Source organism: Gordonia hankookensis, from assembly GCF_014673215.1.
In the GTDB taxonomy this organism is placed as follows: domain Bacteria; phylum Actinomycetota; class Actinomycetes; order Mycobacteriales; family Mycobacteriaceae; genus Gordonia; species Gordonia hankookensis.
This window is the reverse complement of sequence record NZ_JACWMS010000002.1, coordinates 1,499,284-1,523,630: the sequence shown is the minus strand read 5'-3', so window position 1 is coordinate 1,523,630 and position 24,347 is coordinate 1,499,284. Positions and strand designations below refer to the sequence as shown.

Sequence of the window (24,347 nt, the reverse complement as noted above, 5' to 3'; positions counted from 1 at the left end):
TGTAAGCGGGCCGTGGCGGACGGTGGTCTCGATAGGCCTCCACGCTGCGCTCGTCGGCTACTCGACCAGCAGACGAACCAGACGACCGGCCGAGACAGGACGTACCGAGATCGCCACCGCCGCTACGACCAGGTCCAGTCGCGGATCTCCGGCAGGTCCTCGAAGTGCTCACGGACGTGGTCGTGATGGCGGGCCAACTGCCGATGGCAGAACTCGACGAGTTCCTCGGAACGTTCGGGTACCCGACGCGATCGCCGGAGCGCCTCGAGCACGAGGTGGTAGCGACTCATCTTGTTGAGCACCACCATGTCGAATGGTGTGGTCGTGGTGCCCTGCTCGGAGAATCCGCGTACGTGGAATCGATCTGCGTCCGGCTGCCCGTGCAGGAGCTGATGGACCGCGCGCGGGTATCCGTGGAATGCGAACACCACGTGACCGTCACGAGTGAACAGGTCGGCGAAGTCGTCCTCGGACATCCCGTGTGGATGGTCGGCCTGCGGCAGCAACGACATCAGATCCATCACGTTGACCACGCGGACCCGTAGATACGGCACCCACTCTCGAAGCATCTGTGCCGCCGCGAGGATCTCCTGGGTCGGCACATCACCTGCGCCGGCCAGGACGATGTCGGGATCGTCGTCGTTGTCGCCCTCGGTCCCCGCCCACGGCCAGATCGAGATACCGGCCGCCGCCTGGTCGTTGGCCTCGTCGAGTGAGAGGTATTGCAGATGAGGCTGCTTGTCGACGACGAGCAGGTTCACGTGGTTGCGGCTGCGAAAGCAGTGTTCGGCGATGGAGAGCAGCGAATTGGAGTCCGGCGGCAGCCAGATCCGCACGACGTCGGGTGCCAGCGGAAGCACCGCGTCGATGAGCCCCGGCCCCTGGTGGGAGAAGCCGTTGTGATCGTTGCGCCAGCAGGTGGAGGTCAACAGGATGTTCAGCGACGCGACCGGCTCACGCCAGTCCAGGGTCGCCGCGTGCTGCAGCCACTTGGTGTGCTGGATGACCATCGACGCACTCACCATGGCAAACGCCTCATAGGTGGCGAACAGACCATGCCGGCCCGTGAGCAGATAACCCTCCAACCACCCCTGACACAGATGTTCGCTGAGCACCTCCATCACCCGGCCCGACTGGGACAGATTGTCGTCGTGCTCGTTGGTGGGGAGTTGCCAGCATCGATCGGTCGTCTCGAACACCGCGGCGAGACGATTGCTGGCGGTCTCGTCGGGACAGAACAGTCGGAAGGCGCCGCCGTCGTCGTCGGACGACGAGTTCTCGGAGTAGATGTCGCGCATGTACTCACCGAGTACCCGGGTGGTCTCGTGGATCGTCGCTCCCGGCTTGTCGACCTCGAGCGCATACCGAGCGATCGGTGGCAGTTTCAGCGGGGTCAGCAGCCGACCGCCGTTGGCGTAGGGCGTCGCACCCATCCGGCGGTCGCCCTCGGGTGCGAGCCCGGCGATCTCGTCGACGACTGCACCCGCCGCGTCGAAGATCTCCTCTGGCCGGTAGGACCGCAACCAGGTCTCCAGGATCTCCAGATGACCGGGATTCTCACGGACACCCGACAGCGGCACCTGATGCGCCCAATGTGTGCCCTCGATGAGTTCGCCGTCCACCTCGTGCGGACCGGTCCACCCCTTCGGCGTACGCAGCACGATGGCAGGCCACCGGGTGCCGGCCGACGGCCCGTCGTCGCGCGCCTGCGCCTGGAGGTCGCGGATGATCCGGTGGGACTGGTCGATTGCCGATTTCAGATCTCGGAACACCGCCTTGGGGTCATCACCCTCGACGAACATCGGGGTCCAGCCCTGTCCGCCGAGATAGTCGGCGATGTCGCTGTCGGAGCTGCGGCCGAGGACCGTCGGCCCGGCGATCTTCGCGCCGTTGAGGTGCAGGATCGGGAGCACTGCACCGTCGCGGGAGGCGTTGAGGAAGGCCGGGATCTTCCACGATCCCGACAACGGCCCGGTCTCCGCCTCGCCGTCACCGACGACGCAGACCACGGTCAGGTCGGGATTGTCGAACGCGGCGCCTGCGGCGTGCACGAGGGCATATCCCAATTCCCCACCCTCGTGGATGCTGCCCGGTGTCTGCACGCTCACGTGACTGGGGATACCACCCGGGGTGGAGAACTGGCGGCACAGCTTCAGGACTCCCCGCGCATCACGTGAGACGTGCGGATAGATCTCGGTGTAGGTGCCCTCGAGATAGACGTTGGCGACCAGCGCGGGCCCGCCGTGTCCCGGCCCGGTGACGTAGAGCCAGTCCGAATCCGTCTCTCGGATCACGCGATTGAGCACGGTGTAGATCGCGGACAATCCCGGGCTGGTCCCCCAATGGCCGAGCAGTCGCGGCTTGATGTGCTCCGCGGTCAGTGGTTCGCGCAGTAACACGTTGTCCTGCAGATAGATCTGCGCGACCGTCAGGTAGTTGGCGGCCGCCCACCATCGGAGGTCGGTGTCGAGCTCGTCATCGGTGTAGGCGGCGTGGTCGGTGCGGGTCTCGGTCAACGAAGACTCCTTCGGCGTGTTCCGGACGTCGGACACTCCCCCTCCACTGTTCTAGCCCGCCGAACAGGTGCGGTCCAGCAAACTCTTGGGTGTCGCGTCGAAATCCGCGCGATCGCTGCCGTCCTCAATCCATCCCGTTGGACAGCGAGATCGAATCACCCGACCGGCAGCGTCCGTGGTCGGAGACGAGGTAGAGCACCGCATTCGCCACATCGTCGGGTTCCAGCAAGCCCGGCCGCGGGCGTCCCTGTGCGAACATCTCCTCGACGTCGTCGCGGCCGGGGTTCTCGATATCGGGCCGGATGAGCCGGTAGGTCGCCGGGTTGTGGATCATCATCGTGTTCACCCCGGACGGCAGCACGGCGTTGACCGTGATCCCGTATTCGGCCACCTCGTAGGCGACCGACTGCACGAGGGCCACCACGCCTGCCTTGGCCGCCGCATAGTGACCCGAGTTCGTCGCGCCGGTCTTCGCGACACTCGATGACGTCGCGACGATGCTCCCGGACCGGCGCTCGATCATATGCGGCAGCACGGCCCGCAACGAGTTGAAGACCCCGGTGAGGTTGACGTCGATCATCGTCTGCCATCGACGCGAGGACATCGACGCGATCGGACAGCTGCTCGCTATCCCGGCGTTGGCGATCAGGACGTCGATCCGGCCGTAGGCGGCGAGCGCCCGGCCCACGACTCCCTCGACCTCGGACAGGTCGCGCACATCGGCCGCGACGCCGAGACAGCGTCGACCGAGGGATTCGACGTCACGCACCGTCGCCTCGACGTCGTCGGGCGTGGCCGTCTCGTAGTCCACCTCCGACACCGGTGCGGCGATGTCGCAGAACACAATGTCGGCACCTTCGCGCGCCAGGGTCAACGCGTGCGCCCGGCCCTGGCCGCGGGCGCCGCCGGTGATCATCGCAACCCTGCCGTCGAGCAATCCCATGGCCTGACCTTCCACTCGTGTCGGAAGCGTTCGTCGAGGGTGTAGACCGGATCGGTCGCACGGATTCATCGCCTCGCCGTCATCGCCTTGTCGTCATCGGCCCGCCGGGATCAGCCCGGCAACCGGTACTCCTGTCGTGGCCGCCCGGTACTCCCGTATTGCAGCGACATCCGGACCTTGCCCGCCGACACCAGATGTGCGAGATGACGACGTGCGGTGGCCGGGGAGACGCCGACCGCTTCCGACACCTGGTCGGCGAAGAGCGGCCCGCCTGCGGTTGCGAACAGTTCGAGGATGCGCTGTTCGGTGTGTGAACCCGCGTCGGGTCGATCGGATCCGCGGGTACCGAATCGCAAGGCCGAGAGCGCCGAATCCACGGCGTGCTGATCGACGTTGTCGGCGGCGAGGACGCGCCGGTACTGGGCGTAGCCGGCCAGCCGCCTGGCGAGCTCGGTGTCGTCGAAGGGCTTGATCAGGTAGGCCAGCGCACCGGCACGCATCGCCCGGCGCACCGCCGCCGCATCCGTCTCCGCTCCGACGATGAAGGCGTCGCACGGCACTTCGGAGACCAGGTCGATACCCGAGCCGTCGGGCAGGTAGACGTCGAGCAGCGCGAGGTCGACGTCAGGATGGTTCGCGACGGCGGCGCGCGCGGCGGCGATGGTGCCCGCCTGTGCGACGACCCGAAACCCGCGCACGGCGTCGACGATGGTGGCATGTAATGCGGCGACCCGAAAATCGTCGTCGACGATGAGGACCCCGAGGTCGTCAGCCATCTGCGCCACCTCCACTTGTCTCGCCGTCGTCGTCATCCGCCGTGGATCCGGTGTTGATCACGGCAGGCAGCCGGGCGACGACAACCGCCCCCGAGAGCTCATTGTCCACCCCGCCGACACCCGGGTCGGCCACCCAGATGTCTCCTCCGATACGCCTCGCGATCTGCCGGGACAACGCCAATCCCATACCGCGCCCGCCGGGTACGCCGGGGTCGACCTTGGTGGTCACGCCCTCCCCGAAGATCGCATCGGGGTCATCGAGCGCGATCCCGGAGCCGGAATCACTGACCGTGATGAACATGTCGTCGGCGTCGGTGAGGACCTCCACCTCGACGATCGCCCGCCGGCCATCTCGATCGGCACCCGCCGCCCACGGTGAGCTCGCGTCGACAGCGTTGTCCACCAGATTGCCCATCACGGTCGTCACCACCACCGGGTCCCGCAGGGTGCCCTGCACCCAGGTCTGGTCGCCGAGCCGCAAGGTCACCCCGCGCTCCCGGGCATGAGCCGCCTTCGCGTCGAGAAATGCCTGCAGATGCGGTTCGCCGACGTTGTCGAGACCCTCGAGCCGAGAACTGCGCGGGCCTGCACCGGTGAGCTCGTCGAGGTAGGCGATCGCCTCGGCCGGGTGATCGTGGCGCAACAGACCGGCGAGCACGTGCAACCGGTTGGCGGACTCGTGGCGATGCGCGCGCAACGCGGTACTCATCGCCCGGATCGAATCCACCTCACGGGTGAGTCGTTCCACGTCGGTGCGGTCGACGACCGACATCACCATGCCGAGATCACGTCCGTCGGCTTCGACGGTGTGCGAACTGACGAGCACCACCCGATCGCCGACGGTGGCGGCGATAGGCTCTGCGATCGACTGGTCGAGCACACTCCGTACGCGCGGCGTGAGCCCGAGCGCGTCGACGTTGCGGCCGACCGGATCGGTGAGGTCGAGCAGTCGCCGGGCCGTGTCGTTGACAACCCGCACGATCCCGGTGCTGTCGACGGCGAGGACGCCATCGGCCATCGAGTGCAGGACCGCGCCCTGTTCACGGACGAGTTCGGTGAGCTCGTCGGGTTCGAGCCCGAGCGTCAGTCGGCGCCATCGTCGGGCCAACAGTGCCGAACCGGCCGCACCGACGGCCAACGCGGCCAGCGCGATGAGGATGGTGGCCAGGGTGTCGCGCCGGGTCTCGGCGGCCAGCCGCGCCGTGGACACCCCGACACTGACGAAGCCGACGACCCGCCCGTCGTCGAAGACCGGAACCTTTGCGCGGACCGACTCGCCGAGAGTGCCGCGGTCGGTGCTCACCTCCTCGTTGCCCGCCAGCGCGTTCGACGGGTCGGTGGAGACCTGCTTGCCGATCTCATCCGGCTCCGGATGCGCGAGCCGGACCCCGCTCTGGTTGCCGATCACCACGAACAGTGCGCCGGTACGTTGCTGCACGGCAACGGCTTCGGCCTGCAGCGGCCCGGATGCGAGTTCGGCCTGGTCGACCCCAGAACCTCGATGGCTCGCGACCTGACTCTGGACATCGGAGTCGGCGGCGACCGATTGCGCGATCGCGAGGGCTCGTTGCGCATACTCCTCCCGCACGCGATCGTCCGATCCGGAGATCACCAGCCCGAAACCGACGCTCAGGCTGACCGCGATGACGGCGAGTTGCAGCAGGAGAACCTGCGTTCGCAGTCGCATGCGGTCAGCCTAGGCGTCGGTGTGCCGGCTCAGGTCAGAACGGAATCGCGCCGACCATGCATCCCACGACGAGCATCACGATCGACACCGCGGCCGCCCGCCACAGCACCTTCTTGTGATGATCGGCCAAGCTCACCCCGGCCAGAGCGACGAGCAGCAGGATCGCCGGGACCAGCGGGCTCTGCATGTGGAACGGCTGACCGGTGATCGACGCCCGGGCCATCTCCGCAGGGTCGATGCCGTAGCGGGTCGCGGTCTCCGACATCACCGGCAGCACCCCGTAGTAGAAGGCGTCATTGCTCATCAGGAAGGTCAGCGGGATGGAGAGGACACCGATGACGACCGCCATGTGCGGGCCCATCCAGTCCGGGATACCGGAGGCCAGCCAGTGGGCGATCGCGTCGACCATCCCGGTCCCGCTGAACACACCGGTCAGCACTGCCGCCGCGAGCACCATCGCCACCACCGACACGATGCTCGACGAGTGTCGGGTGATCGCCTCCTGCTGATCCTTCACATGCGGGAAGTTGACGGCGAGCGCGATGCCGGTGGCGATCATGAACAGCACGGGAATGGCGAGAATGTCGAGGCCCAGTACGGCGAGCAATGCGACGGTCAGACCCGCATTGATCCAGAAGAGCTTGGGGCGCAGAGTCTTACGATTCGGGTCGAGGACTCCGGTGAAGCCCGATTCGTCGCCCTGCTCGTCGTCGTCCTGCCTGTCGTCGTCCTGCCTGTCGCCGTCGAACGTGTCGCCCGAACCCGTTGCCTGCCCACCCGCGTGGCCTCGCCCGCGGGAAGTCGGCGGAACGGCGGTACCTGCGCCCCCGCCGGCCGCGACCAGTACCTCCTGGCGCGGCATCAGAATCGAGTCCCTGATCTCGATCCGGCCGATACGACGCCTCTCCAGGACACCGAGGTGGTACGAGAACAGCAGCACCACGACGAGACCGGCGATCAAGGCCGGGACCATCGGGAGGAACACCGCGTTCGTGTCGATCTTCAGCGCACTCGCGGAGCGGGCCGTCGGACCGCCCCACGGAAGGATGTTCATCGTCCCGTTGGCCAGGCCTGCGGCCACGGTCAGGACCACGGGACTGACACCCAGCTTCAGATACAGGGGCAGCAGGGCGGCGGTGGTGATGATGAACGTCGTCGACCCGTCACCGTCGAGAGAGACCACCATCGCCAGCACCGCGGTGCCGACGACCAGCCGCGCCGGGTCGTTGCCGACCATGCGGACCACCAGGCGGACCACCGGATCGAAGAGCCCGACGTCGATCATGATGCCGAAGAAGATGATCGCAAAGAACAGCATCGCCGCCGTCGGCGCGAGCTCCTTGATGCCGTCGGTGATCATGTCGCTGATGTCGAGGCCGGCCCCGGCGAACAGACCGAACGCCACCGGCACCAGGATCAGCGCGACCACCGGGGTCGCCCGCTTGGTGATGATCAGGAACATGAAGGTGGCCACCATTGCGAGGCCGAGTGCTACCAACATTTGTCATGCTCTTTTCTGCGTGTGGGGAACGGCCGCCCGGTCGCCGAGCTGTGATGTCGGCCGTTACAGGAGCAGTCTTCGGGTAACCCACGTCACAGTCACGCTTGCGCTCATAAGTCGTCTTTTGCGCGTTTTGCGCATGCCGCCCCCGCTGCCCCGCCCCCCGCCATCCCCCGCCACCCCCTCTGCCCCTGCCCCCGCCGGTCGAATGGTCCGCCCCCGCCGGTCGAGTGGTCCGCCCCCGCCGGTCGAATGGTCCGCCCCCGCCGGTCGAGTAAGCCGCGAACGGAGTGAGCTGCGCATCGAGACCCCCCCCAGCGCACGATCGAGACCCCGTGCCCACGATCGACGCGTCAGTCGGGCAGCATCGGGGCATCGTCCCCGTGGTGGCGACCGACGAGGACCGCCCTGGTCACCGCGTCACGCCCGAACCTGTTTCGCAGGAGGTCCATCGCGATGTCGAGTTCGACGCCACGGTCGGAGTCGAAGGGCAACGCGAGTTGCACACTGTCGTGGTCGTCGAGGTTGGTCAGCGACAGCCCGATGAGCGTGCAGCCCCGCTCCCGGATCAACGGCATCGCGTCGGCGAGCAACCCGCGGGCGACCGCCATGACGATGTCCGTCCGGTCCGTCGACTCGAGGAACGAGCGCGACCGGGTGGCGCGCGCGAAATCGTCGAACCGGAGACGCAGAACGACTGTGCGGCAGACACGTTCGGCACCTCGGAGACGTTTTCCAAGGCGCTCGACGATCGCGACGAGCGTCGCCTCGATATCTGCCTCGCTCTTCGGTCTGCGCCCGAGTGCGCGCTGCGAACCGATCGACCGCCGACGACGACCCGTCTCGACCCGTCGCGGATCCCTGGCCATCGACAACGCGTACAGATGGCGGCCGGTGCCCGGTCCGAGCAGCCCGCAGAGTCCGTGCTCCCCGAACGCCGCGAGGTCGCCGACCGAGGTGATCCCGGCATCGGCAAGTTTCGCCTCGGTGATCGCACCGACGCCCCACAGGCGCCGCACCGGGAGAGGATGCAGAAATGCGAGCTCGGTGCCCGGAGCCACCTCGAGCAACCCGTCGGGCTTGCCCACCGCGCTGGCGACCTTCGAGAGGAACTTCGTCCGCGCGATCCCGACGGTGATCGGCAGGCCGACCTCGGTCGCCACTCGTGCCCGTAACCGCTGCCCGATCTCGACCGGCGATCCGCTCACGCGACGGAGTCCGCCGACGTCGAGAAAGGCCTCGTCGACCGAGATCCCCTCGACCACGGGTGTGGTGTCGTGGAAGATCTCGAAGACGGCACGGCTCGCCTCCATGTACGCGTCGAACCGTGGGCTCACGACGACGGCCCGAGGACACAGGGCCCGGGCTTCCCGCCCGGGCATCGGGGTCCGGACGCCGCACGCCTTCGCCTCGTAGCTTGCCGCGAGCACCACCCCGCCGCCGACGATCACCGGCCGGCCGCGGAGCTCAGGATCGTCGCGCTGCTCCACCGAGGCATAGAAGGAGTCCAGGTCGGCGTGCAGAATCGTCGCTTCCGGCCGCTCCTTCCTCTCGATGCGCATAGAACATATGTTCGCATGTGGGTCCGACAGGTACGGTCGGGTCATGAGCGAGAGCACGAGCGGGTCGGATTTTGACGACGCCGGGAGCGCAGCGAGCGGGTCGGATTTTGACGGCGCGGCCGAATGGGACGAGCGTTACCGCAGCGCGGACCGGCTCTGGACAGCCGACGTCAATCCCGCCCTCATCGCGGAGGTCTCCGACCTCACGCCGGGCACTGCCCTCGACGTCGGCTCCGGGGAGGGCGCCGACGCCCGCTGGCTCGCGGACCGGGGCTGGCAGGTGACCGCGGTCGACATCTCGCAGGTCGCCATCGACCGTGCCCGCGAGACCGATGCCCGCGAATCCATCACCTGGCTGCAGGCCGATCTCACCGGGGCCGAGGTCCCCGGCATCGGGTTCGGGCTGGTCTCGCTGCAGTACTTCCCCGTTGCACGTTCCGACGACCGCACGATGCAAAAGATCCTCGACGCAGTCGGTCCTGGCGGGCATCTCCTGGTGGTGTCTCACGAGGCGGAAGGCATTCGCGCACACGGACGCAATCCGGACGACTACTTCCAGCCCGCCGACATCGCGGCCCTCCTCGGCGACGGCTGGACGACGGTCACCGACGAGACCAGGGAACGCGGGGTCGCCGCGGGCGGTGGCGCACACACCCACGACGTCGTGCTGCACGCCCGCCGCGAGTCCTGACCGGACCGGCAGGGCAGACCCGGAGTCAGACTCCGTAGCGCTTGTCCAGCAAGCGAATTCGGCCGCCGGCGAGAACGCGGTCGGGATGCCCGGGCGCCAGACGATGCTCGATACGCCGCCATGCGGCGAGGTCGTCGCGACCGTGCGCCGATGATGTCCACTTGCGGAGCACACTCACATCGCCTTCGGCGATGACGCGGGACCGGACGTCTTCCCGGATCTCCTCGAACAGTTCGGCGATCCCGGGCGCCGCCGACTCGGCGAGCAGCCCGCCACGGCCCAGTTCGTCTATCACCGAGCCGAGTTCGTCGCCGCCGGCGACACGATCGCGGATCTCGGAGACGTCCGAGACCAGGTCGACGGTCAGCCGGTACGGCCGGGACTCGACCACATCGGTGCCCAGATCCCTCCGCAGCCTGGATATCTCGGCCCGCACCGTGACGGGGTCGAGGGATTCCTCTGCGAGCAGGGTCGCGAGCTGCTCCGTACTGAGACCTTCGGGGTATGCCTGGAGCAGCAGCAGGATCTCCGCGTGTCGTCGGGACAACGTCCGTTCACCGCTCGCATCACCCTCGCGACGCCATCGATGGGTGTTGCCCGCCAGCACCGTCAGGCGGGCGCCGCCAGGCGCAGCGAACGTGGCCGGATCGGCGAGATCAACTGCTCGCGAGCGTATCTCGCGTTCCACGGCGGCCACCACCGATCGCACCGCGGCCAGCGCGAACGGCGCCGCGACCTCGCGCCCGCCCGTCACGTCGACGACGCCGATGACATGACCGGTGATCGGGTCGTGCACCGGCGCGGCCGCACAACTCCACTCCTGGACCGGCCCGGCGAAATGCTCCGGACCCACCACCTGCACACCACGGTCCACGGCCAGAGCGAGTCCAGGGGCGTTGGTGCCTGCGACTTCCTCGCTCCACAACGAGCCCTCGACGAAGTTGATGTTCGCGGCCTTGTCCCGGGCATCGGTCGCACCCTCGACCCACAGCAGCCGGCCCGCCTGATCGGTCAGCGCGACGACGACGCCCGAATCGGCGATGTCGTCGAGCATGAGGGACTGCACCAGGGGGCGGACGGCAGTGATCGGATGGGCGTCGCGGTACTCGGCGAACTCTGCCGCCGTCATCGACGCGGTGGCGCTCTCGGGCGCCGAGACATTGGGATTGACACCCCTGGTGACCGACCGGACCCATGAATCGCGCACCACCGAGCGGACGGAGTCGGCCGGTGGGGTGATCCCCGTCAGGAAGTCCTCGTACGCTCGGCGTACACGTGAAGACGCCGAGGCAGAATCGCTCATACGTCCTCCGTCAATCGCCTCACCCGGTCCCATTGTGTCGTTCCGCCAGCGACACGGTCGACACGACCTCGTGTTGTCAGACTAGCGCGCCGCCGAGATCGTCGAGGGCGGCACACACGTGCGGGTGCGCCGCCACCTGCGGGAACGTCAGTCGAACCGCGACGCGAACTGTCCCGGAGTCATGCCGGTGACCGTGCGGAAATCGCGCACCAGGTGAGCCTCGTCGGCGTACCCGAGCTCGGCCGCGATCATCGCCAGGGTGGTCCCCGACCCCCGGAGCCGTTCGGCCGCCTCCTGCAGCCTGCGCCGCTGGATCAACCATTTCGGCGTCAGCCCAAGCCGACGCTGCGTGAGTCGTTGCAGACTGCGTTCGGTGAGATGGAATCGGTCGCAGATCTGGGTCACCGACGTCACCGCCGAATCGTCCTCGACGAACTCGACGATGGCGTTGACGAGCAGGCCGTCGTCGTCGACGGGCAGACGGGGACGGAGCCACGCCTCGACGAGGTCGGTGGCCTCGTGCTGACGCACGGAGTCGTTCGGGTCGTCGGCCATGATCGACCGGATGTCGGCGCCGAGCGCGGCCCCGGCGGGGCCGGTCACCTCGGCGAGGTCGGCGAACCGGTCGGTCCAGTCGGCGACCGGGCCGCCGGTGATCAGGGCACCGGCAGCAGGCGCGAACATCGTCCCGATCGCCCACCCCCGACCGGTCAGCACCGTCTCCGACAGCCCGGTGTTGACCCCGTAGAAACGGGCGTAGTCGTCGGTCACCACCACCAGACACACCGGATACTGCAGGACCCGCTGAGGCGCAGATCGGCCCGCGGGTACCGACCAGATCGGCACCCAGAACCGCCTGACGAGGTCGGTGAGATCCGGCGACGGAGCCCAGCGCCCGATCGCGAACGACGTGTCCTCGGGGTCGACGAGGTGTGCGCGCTCCACGTCGTCGATGCGTGTCGCGGACTCACCTGATCTGTCGGATTTCATCAAGCCCCACTCCGGTCGTTCTCCGTACCTTTCCATCATGACCACTTCTTCCGACATCACCCAGACACTCGCCGCCGAATACACGCGGCTCGCGACCGGCTTCGGCGACGTCCTCGACGAGGTCCCGTCCGATCGATGGGCGGCGCCGTCCCCGTGCGACGGCTGGACGGCGCGCGACGTCGTCGGCCACGTCATCGAGACCCAACGCGATTTCATCGCCCGGCACGAGATCGACCTCGGCGAGACCCCGGCCCTCGACGACCCGGCCGCCGCGTGGCGGGCGCACCGAACCGCCGTCGCCGACCGGCTGGCCGAGCCCGCTGTCGGGGTCAAGCCCTTCGACGGTCATTTCGGCCCCACGACCGTCGGCGAGACCTTGCTGCGTTTCTACGGATTCGACATGGTGGCCCACCGATGGGATGTGGCCTCGGCCGTCGGCCGCGAGTTGCGCTTCACCGACGCCGAACTCGACATGATGGCGACCGCGGCAGCGGGCTTCGGGCCCGCGCTCTACGGCGACGGGGTGTGCAAATCCGGTGTCGAGGCAGGCCCCGACGCCGATCGTCAGGCCCGCGTCCTGGCCATGCTCGGCCGCTCTGCCTGACGACGCGCCCCTCTGCCCCCGGGTGCGGTCACGGAATCCATCCGTTGCGCCGGGGGTAGCGGGCACGCAGGAAGCTGTAGAGGTAGGTGCTCACCAGCAGGACACCCGCGGTGATCACCGTCGGCCACAGGTAGGCGTTGAGCAACGATCCCCGCACGGCCACCACGACCCATCCGATGGCCAGCAGCACCAGGGCGATGGTCGCGAGGATGCGGACGACCAGCACGAGCGTGGTGATCACCGCCCACACGGCTTCCCGACCCCGATCGCCCATGGCGTCAGAGTAACCGCGTGGACGACCCCGCACCGGGCGATGCGAACGGGCACGACCGGTTTCTCGACGCGCGGCCCGGCGGTGGCGGAGAATGGTGGCATGAAAACCGTTCTCAACGTGATCTGGCTGCTGCTGTGTGGTGTGTGGATGGCCATCGGCTACGTGGTGGCGGGGATCATCTGCTGCATCCTGATCATCACCATCCCCTTCGGGATCGCGTCGTTCCGGATGGCGAATTATGCGCTGTGGCCGTTCGGTCGTTCCGTCGTACGCAAACCCACCGCCGGGGCGATGTCGCTGATCGGGAACATCATCTGGCTCGTCGTTGCGGGGATCTGGCTGGCGATCGGCCATATCGCCACCGGAATCGCCATGTGCCTGACCATCATCGGCATCCCGTTGGGTATCGCGAGCTTCAAGATGGTGCCGGTCTCGCTGCTGCCGCTCGGCGCCAAGATCGTCTCCAAGGACGAGTACATGCCCGCCGGGCCGCCACCGGCACAGCGCCCCGCCTACTGACGAGACGTCTCTCACACCTACTGGGGCAGTTCGGCCTCCCTGTTCGACCCATCCGAACTGCTGATAGTTCCGAACACCGGGCATGAGTTCTTCACCGTCCCGGTCCATCGCGGTCATCGGTGGCGGCGTCTCCGGACTGGTCGCCGCCCACCTGCTGTCCGGGCAGAACCGGGTCACGTTGTTCGAGTCGGACGCGCGGCTCGGCGGACACGCCCACACTCACGACGTCACCATGCCCGACGGCGAGGTGCTCTCGGTCGACACCGGCTTCATCGTGCACAACGACCGCACCTATCCCACCCTCTTGCGGATCTTCGACGAGCTCGGGGTGGCCACGCAGGAGACCGACATGTCGATGTCGGTGCGCTCGGAGATCACCGGACTCGAATACGCCGGCGCGCTCGGAGTGCGGGGCATCTTCCCCACTGCGCGCACGCTGACGCGCGGGCGCTATCTGGCCATGCTGGGCGAGGTGATCCGCTTCCACCGGGCGGCGCGCCGGCTCCTCGACATCCCCGACTCCGACGAGCCACTGCGCGAGTTCGTCGCCCGCGAAGGCTTCTCGGACTACTTCCTGGAGAACTTCCTCGTGCCCTTGGTCGCCGCGGTCTGGTCGTGCGACGACGAGGTCGCCGCCGAGTACCCGGCCCGCTACCTGTTCACCTTCCTCGACCATCACGGCATGCTGTCGGTGTTCGGATCGCCGACCTGGCGAACGGTGGTCGGCGGTTCGGCTCGCTACGTGGAGAAGATCGCCGACGGTGTCGCCGGGCGTGGCGGGACGATCTGCACCGGGTCACCGGTCCGCTCGGTCACACCGGTCGACGGCGGCGTCGAGATCACCGCCGACGGCGTCGGGGCGCAACGATTCGACTCCGTCGTCATCGCCACGCACCCGCACCAGGCACTGACCATGCTGACCGAACCGACCCGTGCACAGCAGCGGATCCTCTCCGCGATCGGCTACTCCGCGAAACCGGCTGTGCTGCACACCGATACCTCCCTGCTACCGCGCGCTCGACGGGCCCGTGCGTCGTGGAACTACCAGATCCGTGACGACGGTTCCGATGTCGCGGTGACCTACGACATGACACGACTGATGCGCCTGCCGACAACACAGCCCAGGATGCTCGTCACGCTCGGCCGAACCGACCTCGTGAACGAAACGTGTGTGCTCGCCGAGATGACCTACGAACACCCCGTCTACACCACCGAATCCGTTTCTGCCCAAGCGTTTCTCCCCGACGCCGAGACAGACGTGATCCGCTTCGCCGGCGCCTACCATGGGTGGGGATTCCACGAAGACGGCGCACTCTCCGGTGCCCGTGCCGCCGAGCGCCTCGGCGTCGCCTGGCAGACCTCCACAACCCAGGTGACCGCATGAGCAACAGCATCTCGTGTCCGACGCCTGCGGTGGTGGCCACCCGCATCTCGCACACCCGTACCACTCCGATCCGCCATGCGTTCGTCTACCGGAGCGCGTCGTGGCTGATCGACATCGATCACCTACCTGTCCCGGCAAAGCCGTTGCGCCCCTTTGCCCGCTTCGATCCCGCCGATCACTTCCCCGAGACGCCGGCCGCCGGCCAGACCCTGCGTGATCGGCTCACCGGCCATCTGACCTCCGCCGGGGTCAGCCCGCCGGCCGGTCACGTCGTAGCCCTGCTCTCACCGCGGGTCGCCGGGTACGTGTTCAACCCGCTGAGCGTGTTCTGGTGCCACCACCCCGACGGGACCCCGGCATACGTCGTCGCCGAGGTGCACAACACCTACGGGGAACGGCATACCTACATCGTCGCACCCGACGACGACGGTCATGCCCAGGTGGACAAGGAGTTCTACGTATCGCCGTTCAACGAGGTGAACGGTACGTACCGGCTTCGGATGCCCCCGCCGACGGCCGACGGTCGGATCACGGTGTCGGTGACCCTGGAGCGTGATGGCCACGATCCGTTCGTCGCCGCCCTGTCGGGTCGTGCCCGCCCGGCCCGAACCGCCACGATTCTGGCAACCCAGCTGCGCACGCCACTCGCGCCGCTGGTCGTCGCCGCCCGCATCCGCTGGCACGGAATCCGGCTGTGGCTCGGACATCTGCCGGTGATCCGCCGTCCCGACCACTCGCATGTCACCACCATCTCCACCGCCTCCGGCCGGAAGGAACGACGATGAATGCCCCGATTCGCAACTTCCCCAACGACTTCCCACCCGACGAGGCGGCCCGTTGGCCCGACGTCGCCCGCGTGCCCGACGGGCCGACCGTTGCCCTGCGGAGCTCGGCCGCAGCGTGGCTGTTCCGTCACGCCTCGCGGCGCGTCGACGTCCGGGTCGAATATCCCGACGGCGAGTTGTCTGGGCTGCGGAGCTCCGGCGTCCAGCCCCGGATGATCATCCGGCGGCCGGAGGCCTTCGCCCGTCGCGTCGGCGCCGACGGGCTGATCGGATTCGGCGAGGCGTTCATGGCCGGGGACTGGACCACCGACGACCTCGTCGGCGTCCTCACACCGTTCGCGGCCCGGATGGCACGTCTCATCCCGCGACCGCTGCAGATCCTGCGATCTGCGGTCTTGCCGAGCCAACCGCGTTCCGAGGAGAACACGGCCACCAACACGCGCTCCAACATCGCCCGGCACTACGACCTCTCCAATGACCTGTTCGCCACCTTCCTCGACGACACGATGACCTACTCGAGCGCGCTCTTCGAAGGTCTGACGCCGGGCACCAGGCCGCCCTGGTCGGACCTCGCCGACGGGCAGCGACGCAAGATCGACCGGCTGCTCGACCTCGCCGGAGTCGGCCCGGGCAGTCGTGTCCTCGAGATCGGGACGGGTTGGGGTGAACTGTGCCTGCGTGCCGCGGCCCGTGGCGCCGTCGTCCGTTCGGTCACGTTGTCGGTGGAGCAGCAACAGCTGGCCCGACAGCGGGTGTCCGACGCGGGCTTCGCCGACCGCGTCACCATCGATCTCCTCGACTACCGGCAGGTCGACGGAGAGTTCGATGCGGTGGTCTCGGTGGAGATGATCGAAGCGGTCGGCGAGAAGTACTGGCCGGTGTATTTCGAGACCCTCGACCGAGTCCTGGCCCCCGGCGGCCGCGTGGCGATCCAGGCGATCACCATGCCGCACGACCGGATGTCGGCCTCGCGCAACACCTACACCTGGGTGCACAAGTACATCTTCCCGGGCGGACAGCTGCCGTCGCTGCGCGCTCTCGACTCGGTGACGCGGCGCCACACCGACCTCCGGCTGGTCGACGTCCATGCCATGGGCGACCACTATGCCGAGACGTTGCGGCTGTGGCGCGAACGGTTCGTCGGCAGGCACGACGACGTCGTGGAGCTCGGTTTCGACAGCACCTTCACGCGGATGTGGGAGTTCTATCTCGCCTACTCCGAGGCCGGCTTCCGATCCGGCTATCTGGATGTTCACCAGCTGGTGTTCGATCGCGACCGCGGGCAGCGGGACACACGATGATCTCCGGACTCCACGGCTGGGCCGCCTTCGGTGTGATCACCGGAGCTTCCCTGCTCCTGCTCGCGGTCCTGCACGGGGTGACGATGGCGATCGGTCATCGCATCGGTCGCTACAACGTCGTCGACGTCGCGTGGGGGCTCGGATTCGTCGGGATCGCCGTGCTGTCGCTGGTCCTTGGGCCAGGCGACCTGGCCCGCCGATGGTTGTTGGCGGTGCTGGTGGCCCTGTGGGGTTCACGACTGACCTGGCACATGTACGTGAAGTCCGCAGGCAAAGGCGAAGATCCGCGCTACACCGAGTTGCTGTCGCGCTCCGGCGGCGACGGGCTCGGCGTCGTGGCCCGCAAGATCTTTGCCACCCAGGGGATCTCCCAGTGGTTCGTGTCCCTCCCCATCCAGGTGTCGGCGGTGGTCGGAGGTACCGAGGGGATCTGGATCGTCGTGCTGGTCCTCGGTGTGGGGCTGTGGGTGCTCGGCCTGGCCTTCGAGGGCGTCGGCGACGCCCAGCTGCGCCGGTTCAAGGCCGATCCGGCCAACAAGGGCGAGATCATGGACCGCGGGCTCTGGTCGTGGACCCGCCATCCCAACTACTTCGGCGACGCGAGCGTGTGGTGGGGCCTGTGGCTCGTCGCGGCAAGCGCGTGGCCGGGAGTGCTCACCGTGCTCTCGCCCGTCGCCATGACCTACTTCCTCGTGTACGCCACCGGGGCGCGACTACTCGAGGAATCGATGAGCCGCCGACCCGGTTACGCCGCCTACCAGGAGCGGACGTCCTACTTCCTGCCCCGACCACCCCGGCGGACTGTGCCATGACACCGCTCGAATCGTTGAGGCCCCGGCACCGTCCGGATAGGCTGATCGACGATGACTACGGAGCGCTCGCGGTGACTGCTGATCCCGCATCCGATGTCGCCGCGCTGCCCGCGCTGCTCGACAGGATCGGATCGGGGGACGCCGATGCGTTCGCCCGGTTCTATGACCTCACCTGCGACCGCGTGTACGGCATGGTCCTGCGTGTGCTGCGCGATCCCGGCTACAGCGAAGAGACCACGCAGGAGGTCTTCCTGCAGGTGTGGCGGTCGGCGCACACCTTCGACCCGCAGGCCGGTTCGGCTCTTTCCTGGTTGATCACGCTGGCGCATCGCCGGGCGGTCGACCGCGTCCGCTCCGAATCCGCGGCCTCCCGTCGCGATGTCGCTTACGGTCTCGAGGACACGCGCGCGAGTTTCGACCAGGTCGTCGACGCCGTGGCCACCCGGGAGACCACACGCGAGGTGGTCGGCTGTCTGGAGACCCTGACCGACGTCCAACGACAATCGGTGGATCTCGCCTACTACCACGGTCTGTCGTATCGCGAGGTCGCCGAGCGCCTCACCGTCGCGCTCCCGACCGTGAAGTCGAGGATCCGGGACGGCATGAAACGGCTGCGCCGGTGTCTGGGGGATCGCGATGCCTGACGACGAACTCCTCGAACTCGCGCCCGTGGTGGGTCTCAATGCCGTGCACGGCGCCGAACTCGACGAGGTGACACGGGAGGCCGACGGCGCATCGCCGGTGGTCCGCGACGAATTCCACCGGCAGGTCCAGGCCACCCGCGAGGCGATGGCCCGGGTGAGTGAGGCGACTGCGGTATCTCCCCCGGAGACGCTGCGCGAGCGCGTCCTGGCGGCTGCCCGTGCCGAGGGCACTCCCCCACAATCGGGTCCGGCCCCCGCCGACCAGGCCCCCGAGGCCGCGACGGTCACCCCGTTGCACAACCGACGACGCCGCGCCGCCTATCTCGCAGCCGCCGCCATCGTGGCGATCGCTGTCGGAGCCATCGGCTGGGTCATCGGCGCATCGTCTGACACCGAACCCACCCAACCTCCGACGGCCGAGCAGGTGTTCGCCGCGACAGACGTCCGGACCTCGTCGGGCGCCGTCGCGACCGGTCACGCCACCGTCACGTATTCCCCGTCGGAGGGCGCCGGGGTCCTGGTGATGAACGACGTGCCCCCACCCCAGCCGGGCACCGTCTATCAGATGTGGCTGGTCGGCCCCGACGGCCGGACGTCGGCCGGCACGATGACCGACAAGGACGTCGCACCGTCCACCACAGCGGTCCTCAAGGACCTCGGCGACGCAACCACATTGGCGTTCAGTGTCGAGCCGCCCGGTGGTTCACAACAGCCGACCGGCCCCTTCGTCGCGGAGCTCCCACTGAGCTGATCCTCGCCGGGTCACGGCAACTTCGCCCGGATGGCATCGATGGTGTCCGCCTCTGCGGCCGTCTTGTCGGGCCGGTAGCGCACGACGCGCGCGAATCTCAACGCGACGCCACCGGGGTAGCGCGAACTGCGTTGCACGCCATCGAGTTCGATCTCGACCACGAGTTCCGGACGCAGATACACCGTGTAGGAGTCACGATGGGTCTCGTGGCGCCCGAACTCGTCGGTCTGCCATTGCAGCAGCGCATCGGTGAGACCTTTGAAGGTCTTGCCCACCATGACCGGCGGGCCGCCGTCGGGATCACGTGCGCCGAGATGCAGATTGGAGAGGAAGCCCGTGCGTCGTCCCGAACCCCATTCGGCGGCGAGCACCACGAGATCGAGGGTGTGCACGGGTTTGACCTTCTGCCAACCCTTTCCGCGCCGACCAGCCGCATACGGCCCCGCCAGCGACTTCACCATGACACCCTCGTGACCGGCGGCGAGGGCCGCGTCGAAGTGCTGCTGTGCCTGTGCGACGCTCGGATCGGTCACCGATGGGATCCGCAGCCCCGGCGCGACCGACGTCAGCGCCGCCAACCGATCACGCAGCGGTCGGTCGATGAGGTCGACCCCGTCGAGGTGCAGACAGTCGAAGAAGAACGGGCGCAGCACGCCGGCCGGATCGTCGCCGAGATCACCCGCCGAACCGAACCTGCTCATGGTGTCCTGGAAGGGTCGCGGCCGACCGTCGGCGTCGAGCGTCAATGTCTCACCGTCGAGGATCACGGTCTCGCAGGGTAATTCGCGGATCACCGCGACCAGATCGGGCACCGCGTCGGTGATGTCGCGCAGGGTGCGGGTGAACACCGAGACCTCGTCGCCACGACGATGGACCTGGATACGCGCACCGTCGAGCTTGAAGTCGACCACCAGGTCCGGACCGAGCGATGTCACCGCGTCAGCAAGCGAATCGGCCGGGGTGGCGAGCATCGGGGCCACCGCGCGCCCCACCCGCAGGCCGACGTCGGACAGCGCCTGGGTGCCGCCATGGACAGCGAGCGAAGCGGTCTCCGCGAGCGAGCCGGTGAGCATGTGGGCACGACGGACCAGGTCGAGCGGCTGCCCGGACGCGGACGCGATCGCGTCCACCATCACCCCGGCCAGCGCCCCCTGCCGCAGTTCGCCGGTCATCAACCTGCGGAGCAGATCCTGTTCGGATTCGGTTGCCGAGCCGAACAATTCGTCCAACAATGCACGCCGACGTGCGACCGATCCCGGCCCCGTGGCGGTGGACAACCGGGTGAGCAGGTCATCCACACCGGCCACGGTGAGCGTCGGATCGGTCGCAGGCGGGAGTTCCAACGCGACCAGCGAGCGCCATCCGACACCGAGGCGCCCCTGCGGGATCACTCCCGACAACCAGGCGACGACGGTGGGGATCTCGTCGACCGATGCGTCCCCGAGGAGCGCGCCGAGCTCTTCGGTCTTCTTCTTACGAGACCGGGTGGCGGTGACGGCGCTCGACGCCTCGACGACACGGGACAGCTTCATCCGCGATGACGTTACCTGCCCAGACGACAGCGCCGGTCAGTTACCGCGCTTGATCCACTCCTCGAGGTGCGGCGATTCCGCGCCGACGGTGGTGCCGTCACCATGTCCGGTGTGGACCTTCGTCTCGGGATCGAGCGTGAAGATCTTCTCCTGGATGGACGCGATGATCGTGGGGAAACTCGAGTAGCTCCGCCCCGTCGCGCCGGGTCCGCCCTGGAACAGGGTGTCACCGGAGAACAGCACACCGGCCTCCGGCGCGTAGATGACCGACGAGCCCGGTGAGTGTCCCGGTGTGTTGATCACCGTCAGCGACGTGCCGGCCACCTCGATCTGTTGACCGTCCTCGAGATCCTGATGCGTCACGTCCGGATGCGTCTCGTTCCACAGCATGTCGTCGCCCGGGTGCAGCAGGATCGGCGCGCCCGTCTCCTTCGAGAGTTCGGGCGCGACGGTGATGTGGTCGTTGTGGCCGTGGGTGAGCACGATCGCCTTCACCGTTCGGTCACCGACCGTATCGAGGATCGGCGCGGCGTTGTGCGCGGCGTCGATGATGATCACCTCGTCGTCGTTGCCGACCACCCAGATGTTGTTGTCGACGTCCCAGGTGCCGCCGTCGAGCGAGAACGTACCCGAGGTCACGACATTGTCGATGCGCAAGTCACTCATGCCGTCAACTCCACCACCGACCGCAACACCTTGCCCGCCTCCATCGCCGAGAACGCAGCCTCCACATCGCCCAGGCCGACGCGCTCGGTGACGAATTTGTCGAGCGGCAACCGGCCCTGCTCGTAGAGATCGATGAGCATCGGGAAGTCACGTTCGGGCAGGCAGTCGCCATACCACGAGGACTTCAATGCCCCACCGCGGGAGAAGAAGTCGATCAACGGAAGCTCGAGTGTCATCTCCGGTGTCGGCACCCCGACCAGCACCACGGTGCCCGCCAGATCGCGAGCGTAGAACGCCTGCTTGTAGGTCTCCGGGCGACCGACCGCGTCGACGACCAGATCCACACCGTTGCCATCGGTCAGGTCCTGTACCGCGGTGACCACGTCGTCGACCTCGGCGCCGTTGATGGTGTGTGTCGCGCCGAGGCCCACGGCCCACTCCAGCTTGGCCGGATCCCGGTCGATCGCGATGATGGTCGTGGCGCCGGCCAGCCGCGCACCCGCGATCGCCGCGTCACCCACACCGCCGCAACCGATCACGGCGACCGAGTCGCCACGGCCGACGTTGCCGGTGTTCATCGCCGCGCCCAGACCTGCCATCACACCGCATCCGAGCAGCCCGGCGACGGCAGGGTCAGTCTCGGGATTCACCTTGGTGCACTGTAATTCGTGGATCAGCGTCTTGTCGGCGAACGCGCCGATGCCCAGCGCCGGGGTCAGTTCGGTGCCGTCGGTCAACGTCATCGGAACACTCGCGTTGAAGGTGTCGAAGCAGTACCACGGCCGACCGCGCTTACAGGCGCGGCACTGACCGCACACCGCACGCCAGTTGAGCACCACGAAATCGCCGACCGCCACATGCGTGACGTCCGAACCGACCGACTCCACGACGCCCGCGGCCTCATGGCCGAGCAGGAAGGGGTACTCGTCGTTGATGCCACCCTGCTTGTACGCGAGGTCGGTGTGGCACACCCCGCACGCCTTGATCGCCACCACCACATCCCGCGCGCCCGGGTCCGGGATCACCACGTCGACCAGTTCGGTCGGCGCTCCCTTGCTGCGTGAGATGACTCCCTTGACGGTCTGCGACATGCGCTGCTTTCCTTCCGCGACTGCGTTCTCGATGTGATCGAAACGTCGGCATCAGCCTAACGACGAGGCAACACCACGTCCACCCAGAGTGGACGGTGTTTATCAGCATGATCGAGCTCGTCGCCGTTCCGATTCCCTCGCATGCAGCCTAGACAAGTGTCCAGTCGATGCGCCAGATCTCAGTTGAGCGCGTCGAGGAGCTGCGCCTTTGTCATCGACGAATAGCCCTTGACGCCCTTCTCCTTGGCCCGGGTGCGCAACTCCGCCACGGTCGGACCGCTCCGACGTGCTCGCGGCGTCGTGCGTGTAGCGGGTTTTGGAGCGGGTTTCGGAGCGGGTTTCGCCGGGGTCGACGGCTTGGTCACCGCCTCCGGGACCACGGCAGGCCGGGAGGCCGGTTTCTCCGTGACGGCCGGCTTCGCAGACCCGCGCTGGCCGATCAACCTCAAGACCTCGGTGCGCAGCGACGCGACATCGCTGTCGGCCTTCTTCAGCCGCTTCTTGGCTTCCTTCTCCACACGGGACAGTTCCTGCTGCAGCCTCTCGACCTCTTTCTCGAGGCGCCCGATCAACTTCTGTTTCTTGCCCATGTGTTGTCCCTCTCCGCTTTCGGCTGTCTCCCAACCCTAGAACGAAACCGGCAATCTTCCACCCCCCTGGCGTAGCCTCGACAGCAGGCCCTCGGTTGAGAACACAGACGAGACCATGATGTCGAACCTGTTTCGATCATCGGAGGAGGCAGCCATGCCAGAACGCGACCCCGGACCTTCTGTCAAGGACGACGAGCTGTACGAGAAGCTGCGCGACGAAGGCAACTCCAAGGAGAAATCCGCCCGTATCGCGAACGCCGCCGCCAACGAATCCCGATCATCGGTCGGCGAGAAGGGTGGCACGTCCGGCTCATACGAGGACTGGACAGTCGACGAATTGCGCAACCGCGCAAAAGAACTCGACCTCACCGGCTATTCGGACCTGAACAAGGACGAGCTCATCGCGGCGTTGCGGAACCACTGAAATCCGGTGGCCACGGCGTTCATCAACCGGGTAGCACGCCTGCGCGCCGAGCGATGACAACCGCCTCCAGTCGCGTCGACGCACCGAGTTTGCGCATCGCGTCCTTCATGTAGCCCTTGGCGGTCTGCACACCGACGCCGATGGTCTCGGCGATACGGGCGTTGCTGTAGCCCAGCGCCGCCAGCGACAACACGTCCTGCTCCCTGCGTGTGAGCGTCGCTCCCGGGCCGGCCGTCGAGTCGATCAGCGACTCGGTGATCAGGTCGAGTTCTCGGGTGAACGCCGGGTCGTCGAGGTTCTGCGCCAGCACCCGCAGCCGGGCGTACGCGTCGGTGATCCGGTCGCGCAGGGCACTCACCTCCGGGACCGCCGCCGCCGACTCCACGGCGGCACGGGTCGCGACGATCTGCTGTTCGAGTGCCCGCGCCTCCATGGCCAGCACGTCGAGAGTGCGGTTTCCGATCGGGTCGTCGGTGTGCAGCGCGCCGTACAGAACCGCAACGGGGGTGCGGTCGACGATCACGGGTGCCGCGGCCATTGCACGGAGTCCCTCGGTCGCGATGATCGTGTTGTAGCGATGGGTGATGTTCGGGGTGCGCAGATAGTCGTCGACGGCGACCGGACGGCTCACGCTGACGACCTTGCCGCCGAGACCGTGCCCGACGTCCACCGACACCCCGGCCAGCGCGCCGATGGTGTTCCCGACGAAATGCTCGAGGCGCACACTCCGTTGCCGTGTGCCGACCGCCGGTTTGACCATTCCGGCAAACGCGAGTGACACGCCACTGGTCCGGCGTACGCGGCGCAGCGCATCTGTGACCAGCGTCGATTCGCTCATCGCAGCCTCCAGGCGTCTCGGCGTCGACCGACGATCTCGGCACGACCCCTCTTCGGGGGGTGTTCGTGATGCACCTCCACCGGGACAATGTGACCCAGCTTACCCGTGGGCCGGATCCGAGCCGGCCCGCTCGTTCCGCCCCCGGCACCGACAGAGGTTCACC

General features: G+C 67.6%; 24 protein-coding genes. 10 read left to right on the top strand and 14 right to left on the bottom strand.

Annotated elements, in window-relative coordinates:
- Positions 1-122: 122 nt before the first annotated feature.
- From IDF66_RS14150 to dinB, 6 genes are all read right to left on the bottom strand, one after another.
- Complete coding sequence (locus IDF66_RS14150) at positions 123-2,516, bottom strand: phosphoketolase family protein (protein WP_190267326.1); 2,394 nt, start codon at positions 2,514-2,516, stop codon at positions 123-125.
- A gap of 124 nt (positions 2,517-2,640) precedes the next feature.
- Positions 2,641-3,459, bottom strand: coding sequence for a mycofactocin-coupled SDR family oxidoreductase (locus IDF66_RS14145; RefSeq protein WP_190267325.1), 819 nt, complete (start codon positions 3,457-3,459; stop codon positions 2,641-2,643).
- 110 nt (positions 3,460-3,569) lie between these two features.
- On the bottom strand, positions 3,570-4,235 hold the full coding sequence (locus IDF66_RS14140) for a response regulator (RefSeq protein ID WP_190267324.1): 666 nt from the start codon (positions 4,233-4,235) through the stop codon (positions 3,570-3,572).
- Positions 4,228-5,922 carry a sensor histidine kinase gene (locus tag IDF66_RS14135; protein WP_190267323.1) on the bottom strand — a complete coding sequence of 565 codons (1,695 nt, stop codon included), beginning with the start codon at positions 5,920-5,922 and terminating at the stop codon, positions 4,228-4,230. Before IDF66_RS14135 ends, IDF66_RS14140 begins: the two co-directional genes overlap by 8 nt.
- A 34-nt stretch (positions 5,923-5,956) precedes the next feature.
- Complete coding sequence (locus IDF66_RS14130; protein WP_190267322.1) at positions 5,957-7,423, bottom strand: CitMHS family transporter; 1,467 nt, start codon at positions 7,421-7,423, stop codon at positions 5,957-5,959.
- Positions 7,424-7,776: 353 nt separating this feature from the next.
- Positions 7,777-8,985: a DNA polymerase IV gene (gene dinB / locus IDF66_RS14125; protein ID WP_190267321.1), complete on the bottom strand. Its 1,209-nt coding sequence runs from the start codon at positions 8,983-8,985 to the stop codon at positions 7,777-7,779.
- A gap of 43 nt (positions 8,986-9,028) precedes the next feature.
- Between dinB and IDF66_RS14120 the strand changes: the two genes are divergently transcribed.
- Entirely contained in the window at positions 9,029-9,676 is a 648-nt protein-coding gene (locus IDF66_RS14120) for a class I SAM-dependent methyltransferase (protein WP_190267320.1), read from the top strand.
- Between the two features lie 25 nt (positions 9,677-9,701).
- On the opposite strand, the gene IDF66_RS14115 is transcribed toward IDF66_RS14120, so the two are convergent.
- Both IDF66_RS14115 and IDF66_RS14110 read right to left on the bottom strand, forming a co-directional pair.
- On the bottom strand, positions 9,702-10,979 hold the full coding sequence (locus IDF66_RS14115; protein WP_190267319.1) for a helix-turn-helix domain-containing protein: 1,278 nt from the start codon (positions 10,977-10,979) through the stop codon (positions 9,702-9,704).
- 147 nt (positions 10,980-11,126) lie between these two features.
- Positions 11,127-11,969, bottom strand: a complete 843-nt coding sequence (locus IDF66_RS14110) for a helix-turn-helix domain-containing protein (RefSeq protein WP_190267318.1) — start codon at positions 11,967-11,969, stop codon at positions 11,127-11,129.
- 37 nt (positions 11,970-12,006) lie between these two features.
- On the opposite strand from IDF66_RS14110, the gene IDF66_RS14105 reads away from it, so the two are divergent.
- Positions 12,007-12,573: a TIGR03086 family metal-binding protein gene (locus IDF66_RS14105; RefSeq protein WP_190267317.1), complete on the top strand. Its 567-nt coding sequence runs from the start codon at positions 12,007-12,009 to the stop codon at positions 12,571-12,573.
- A 28-nt stretch (positions 12,574-12,601) separates the two neighbouring features.
- Here the strand turns inward: IDF66_RS14105 and IDF66_RS14100 are convergent, their stop codons facing one another.
- Positions 12,602-12,847 (bottom strand): hypothetical protein, encoded by a 246-nt coding sequence (locus IDF66_RS14100; protein ID WP_164310322.1) that lies wholly within the window; start codon positions 12,845-12,847, stop codon positions 12,602-12,604.
- A 99-nt stretch (positions 12,848-12,946) separates the two neighbouring features.
- Here IDF66_RS14100 and IDF66_RS14095 point away from each other — a divergent pair, with 99 nt between their 5' ends.
- From IDF66_RS14095 to IDF66_RS14065, 7 genes are all read left to right on the top strand, one after another.
- Positions 12,947-13,366, top strand: a complete 420-nt coding sequence (locus tag IDF66_RS14095; protein WP_190267316.1) for a YccF domain-containing protein — start codon at positions 12,947-12,949, stop codon at positions 13,364-13,366.
- 82 nt (positions 13,367-13,448) lie between these two features.
- Entirely contained in the window at positions 13,449-14,750 is a 1,302-nt protein-coding gene (locus tag IDF66_RS14090; protein WP_190267315.1) for an NAD(P)/FAD-dependent oxidoreductase, read from the top strand.
- A complete protein-coding gene (locus IDF66_RS14085) occupies positions 14,747-15,535 on the top strand; it encodes a DUF1365 domain-containing protein (protein WP_190267314.1) in 789 nt (262 codons plus the stop codon). Before IDF66_RS14090 ends, IDF66_RS14085 begins: the two co-directional genes overlap by 4 nt.
- Positions 15,532-16,836: a class I SAM-dependent methyltransferase gene (locus IDF66_RS14080; RefSeq protein WP_190267313.1), complete on the top strand. Its 1,305-nt coding sequence runs from the start codon at positions 15,532-15,534 to the stop codon at positions 16,834-16,836. The genes IDF66_RS14085 and IDF66_RS14080 overlap by 4 nt, the downstream gene beginning before the upstream one ends.
- Positions 16,833-17,648: a DUF1295 domain-containing protein gene (locus tag IDF66_RS14075; protein ID WP_190267312.1), complete on the top strand. Its 816-nt coding sequence runs from the start codon at positions 16,833-16,835 to the stop codon at positions 17,646-17,648. The genes IDF66_RS14080 and IDF66_RS14075 overlap by 4 nt, the downstream gene beginning before the upstream one ends.
- A 71-nt stretch (positions 17,649-17,719) precedes the next feature.
- Positions 17,720-18,292 (top strand): ECF RNA polymerase sigma factor SigK, encoded by a 573-nt coding sequence (gene sigK / locus IDF66_RS14070; protein ID WP_317628698.1) that lies wholly within the window; start codon positions 17,720-17,722, stop codon positions 18,290-18,292.
- Positions 18,285-19,043, top strand: a complete 759-nt coding sequence (locus IDF66_RS14065; protein WP_190267310.1) for an anti-sigma factor — start codon at positions 18,285-18,287, stop codon at positions 19,041-19,043. The genes sigK and IDF66_RS14065 overlap by 8 nt, the downstream gene beginning before the upstream one ends.
- Positions 19,044-19,054: 11 nt before the next feature.
- Here the strand turns inward: IDF66_RS14065 and IDF66_RS14060 are convergent, their stop codons facing one another.
- The 4 genes from IDF66_RS14060 to IDF66_RS14045 form a co-directional block, all read right to left on the bottom strand.
- On the bottom strand, positions 19,055-20,575 hold the full coding sequence (locus IDF66_RS14060) for an ATP-dependent DNA ligase (protein WP_190267309.1): 1,521 nt from the start codon (positions 20,573-20,575) through the stop codon (positions 19,055-19,057).
- Between the two features lie 36 nt (positions 20,576-20,611).
- A complete protein-coding gene (locus IDF66_RS14055; protein WP_190267308.1) occupies positions 20,612-21,241 on the bottom strand; it encodes an MBL fold metallo-hydrolase in 630 nt (209 codons plus the stop codon).
- Positions 21,238-22,332, bottom strand: a complete 1,095-nt coding sequence (locus tag IDF66_RS14050) for an S-(hydroxymethyl)mycothiol dehydrogenase (RefSeq protein WP_190267307.1) — start codon at positions 22,330-22,332, stop codon at positions 21,238-21,240. The genes IDF66_RS14055 and IDF66_RS14050 overlap by 4 nt, the downstream gene beginning before the upstream one ends.
- A 179-nt stretch (positions 22,333-22,511) precedes the next feature.
- Positions 22,512-22,922 (bottom strand): hypothetical protein, encoded by a 411-nt coding sequence (locus tag IDF66_RS14045; RefSeq protein ID WP_190267306.1) that lies wholly within the window; start codon positions 22,920-22,922, stop codon positions 22,512-22,514.
- A 154-nt stretch (positions 22,923-23,076) separates the two neighbouring features.
- Here IDF66_RS14045 and IDF66_RS14040 point away from each other — a divergent pair, with 154 nt between their 5' ends.
- Complete coding sequence (locus IDF66_RS14040; RefSeq protein WP_190267305.1) at positions 23,077-23,346, top strand: DUF7218 family protein; 270 nt, start codon at positions 23,077-23,079, stop codon at positions 23,344-23,346.
- Positions 23,347-23,368: 22 nt separating this feature from the next.
- Here IDF66_RS14040 and IDF66_RS14035 read toward each other — a convergent pair whose 3' ends face one another.
- On the bottom strand, positions 23,369-24,184 hold the full coding sequence (locus tag IDF66_RS14035; RefSeq protein WP_190267304.1) for a helix-turn-helix transcriptional regulator: 816 nt from the start codon (positions 24,182-24,184) through the stop codon (positions 23,369-23,371).
- Positions 24,185-24,347: the final 163 nt, after the last annotated feature.